The 3,565-nt window shown below is 45.0% G+C and carries 3 protein-coding genes; 2 read left to right on the top strand and 1 reads right to left on the bottom strand.

The genetic code is table 11. The features are described 5' to 3' along the window. Nucleotides 1-1,334: decarboxylating NADP(+)-dependent phosphogluconate dehydrogenase (gene gnd, locus F6K49_RS37390; protein WP_293105135.1), on the bottom strand; the 1,334-nt coding region annotated here is incomplete at its 3' end. Between the two features lie 123 nt (nt 1,335-1,457). Here gnd and F6K49_RS37385 point away from each other — a divergent pair. Together F6K49_RS37385 and F6K49_RS37380 are read left to right on the top strand one after the other, a co-directional pair. Beyond that, complete coding sequence (locus tag F6K49_RS37385; RefSeq protein ID WP_293019164.1) at nt 1,458-2,399, top strand: nucleoside hydrolase; 942 nt, start codon at nt 1,458-1,460, stop codon at nt 2,397-2,399. A gap of 354 nt (nt 2,400-2,753) precedes the next feature. After that, the coding region (locus tag F6K49_RS37380; protein ID WP_293105130.1) for an ABC transporter permease at nt 2,754-3,565 on the top strand (812 nt) is incomplete at its 3' end.

The following is a 3,565-nucleotide window of genomic DNA, read 5'->3' as shown; positions in this document are numbered from 1 at the left end:
GCTTGGGTCAGGTTTTGGGGTAAGCGATCGCGTCGGTAACTGTCGAAATAATCTAGGGATGCACTAAAAGCAGGGACTGGAATCCCTAATTTGTTTGATACCGCTAGCACTTCTCGCCAACCATCCTGACGATCCAAAATTGTTTGCTTAAACTCAGGAGCTAACAAGAGATTGGGGAGTTGGGGATTTTCGTTGAAGGCATTCTTAATCTTATCCAAGAAGCCAGCTCGAATGATACAACCTCCTTTCCAAATCCGGGCAACTTCGCTCAAGTTCAGATTATAGTTAAACTCTTCCGATGCCCGACTCAAGAGTGCCATCCCCTGAGCATAGGAACACATCTTAGAGCAATAGAGAGCATCCCGGACTTTATTAATAAATGCTTTTGTGTCACCATCATACTTGCCCTCCGGACCAGTGATTTCCTTAGCTGCTGCTACCCGCTGATCCTTGAAAGAGGACATGACACGAGCATTGACTGCAGCGTAGATGGTAGGAATTGACACCCCTAGTTCTAGGGAACTAACTACAGTCCATCGTCCAGTGCCCTTTTGTCCAGCAGCATCAAGAATCATCTCCACTAAGGGCAGATTCGTTTCTGGATCAATGTATTTGAAGATATCCGCTGTAATTTCAATCAAAAAGGAATTTAGCTCATCAGTAGTGTTCCATTCAGCAAACACTTCATGTAGCTGCTTGTGATCTAGTCCCAAGGCATTTTTCAGTACATCGTAGGCTTCAGCAATTAGTTGCATGTCGCCATACTCAATGCCATTGTGTGCCATCTTAACGTAGTGACCAGCACCACCGGGACCAATGTAGGTCACACAGGGACCATCATCAACCTGAGCCGCAATTTTGACCAAAATTGGTTCTAAATCCTTGTATGCCGATGAAGTACCACCAGGCATTAAACTCGGACCATTGAGCGCTCCTTCTTCACCACCACTGACGCCCATGCCAACAAATCCCAATCCTGTGGCTTCTAAATCCTTAGTCCGCCGCTCGGTATCTTGGTACAGAGAATTGCCACCATCAATGATCATATCTCCTGGCTCTAGGAGAGGTTTGAGTTGCTCAATAACTGCATCAACTGGCTTCCCTGCTTTCACCATCACTAGGATTTTGCGGGGTCGCTCTAGAGCTTGAACAAACTCTTCCAAGGAATAAGCAGCTTTCACATCCTTGCCCTGAGCTCGCTCAGCCATAAATTTCTCGGTTTTGGCAGCAGTCCGATTGTATACTGCGATTGGGAAACCACGACTTTCTACATTAAGCGCGAGGTTTTCCCCCATTACAGCCAAACCAATTACCCCAAAGGTCCGTTGTGTCATAAAAATCTCCGCCAGTGTTGCTGTAGTAGTTGTCTAGGGTGGATTCACTCCCAGGTTAGCCCGATATTTTGGGTTCTTGCCTAAAGAAGAGATTAAGAGTTGTGGTAGTAATACCATTAACAAATGCTACATTCAGATATGCGGAAATTCCTGATTGACACAGATACAGCTTCCGATGATGCGGTTGCACTCCTGATGGCACATCGTTGGCCAGATGTCCAGGTTGAAGCTATCACTATAGTGAGTGGAAATGTAGCTGTGGAACAGGGAGCAAAAAACGCCCTGTATACCCTCCAGATGTGCGGCGCATCTACCCCTGTGTACCTTGGCTGCCCTAAACCGATGCTCCGCCCATGCCAATATGCTCACGGGTTCCATGGTGAAGACGGTATGGGTAACATGCACTACCCTGAGCCCCAGGCTAAACCCCAGCTAGATCATGGTGTGGATGTCATCATCGATACTATTAAGAGCAATCCCAAGGAAATCACCTTAGTTACCTTAGGACCACTGACTAATATTGCGATCGCATTACTTCGTGCCCCAGAAATAGCCTACCTAGTAAAGCGTTGCGTAATCATGGGTGGAGCCGCTAATGTGGTGGGCAACGTCACCCCAGCTGCGGAATATAACATTTGGGTAGATCCAGATGCCGCTAAAATTGTCTTTCACAGTGGCATGCCCATGGAAATGGTCGGTTGGGAATTAAGCCGTGCTCAAGCAGCATTGCTCCCCGCTGAGATCGCACAAATTAAAAACTTAGGCACAGACATAGCACGTTTTGCTGTAGACTGCAATACTAGCGCTTTAGAAGCCAGTGTTAAGATTCAAAATTCTCCTGGCTTAACCCTTGCTGATCCTGTAGCAATGGCAGTGGCTCTCGACCCAACCATCGTAACTAGGCAAGGTAAATACTACGTGGAGGTAGAAACAGCAAGCGAACTCACCCGTGGTCAAACGGTAGTGGATGAGCTGGGAGTACTTAATCAAACACCAAACATGAATGTAATCTGGTCCATAGACGCACCCCGATGGAAAGAAAATTTATACCGTTGCTTGGGATAATTGTTAATTATATCTATTGCAAGAGTCATCAATTTTGCGAAAGAAAGGGATTTAGAATTTAGAATTTAGAATTTAGAATTTAGAATTTAGAATTTAGAATTTAGAATTGATAAAAAAATTATGACTATCCCAGATTAGTTGTGATAAATTACAATCAAATCATCTATACAAGCCTGGTTAAACAAGGATTATCAATAAAAAAGCAATTTTCATCAAAACAGCTTTTTGTTAATCAAAAATGTCTTGAAATAGACTAACTTAATCGAAAACTACTTCATCCAAAGTTCCCGATTCCCGATTCCCGATTCCCGATTCCCGATTCCCGATTCCCGATTCCCTGTTTCCTGTTTCCTTATGTCCCGTGCCAAAGCCCTAAAATACTACATAATAATCCGTCTTCTCCTAGCGCCCCTGATGCTATGGACCATTACCACCCTAGTGTTTCTTCTGCTCAGAGCTACCCCAGGAGATCCCGTGGATGCTGTGTTAGGGAATCGCGCTCCAGATAGCGTTAAGGAAGAATACCGACAACAATTAGGATTAGCTGACCCGTTGTGGTTGCAGTATATTCGCTACCTAGGATCCTTGCTACGTTTAGACCTAGGTACCTCAATCACCAGCCAAGGTCAAAAAGTCTGGGAGATTATTCAACAACATTTCCCCGCCACTGTTGAACTATCAGTATGCGGCATGGCCATAGCATTCTTAGTTGGTATAGGAGTCGGTACTTTAGCGGCATCCCGCAGCGGAACAGTTTGGGATGTAGGGGGTAGATTATTTGGCATCATTACTTACTCCATCCCTCTGTTTTGGATGGGGATGGTGGTGCAGTTAATTTTCTCTGTTCAGCTGGGTTGGTTTCCCATCGGTACTCGCTATCCCATTACCCTAGCAACACCAGAAGGATTTACTGGTCTATATACAATAGATAGTCTCCTCAGTGGTAATTTAGTTCAGTTTTTCACTGCTATCTATTATTTAGCCTTACCCAGTATTACCTTAGGGCTGCTGTTAAGTGGCATCTTTGAACGGATTGTGCGGGTAAACTTGAAGCAAACTCTCAAGGCTGATTATGTAGAAGCGGCCAGAGCTAGAGGTATTCACGAAAGGCGCATTGTTTTTGCCCATGCTCTGAAAAATGCCATGATTCCTGTGATTACAGTGCT

The organism is Moorena sp. SIO3I6 (genome assembly GCF_010672095.1).
Note: the sequence above shows the minus strand (reverse complement) of the source record. Positions and strands in the feature narration are given on the sequence as shown.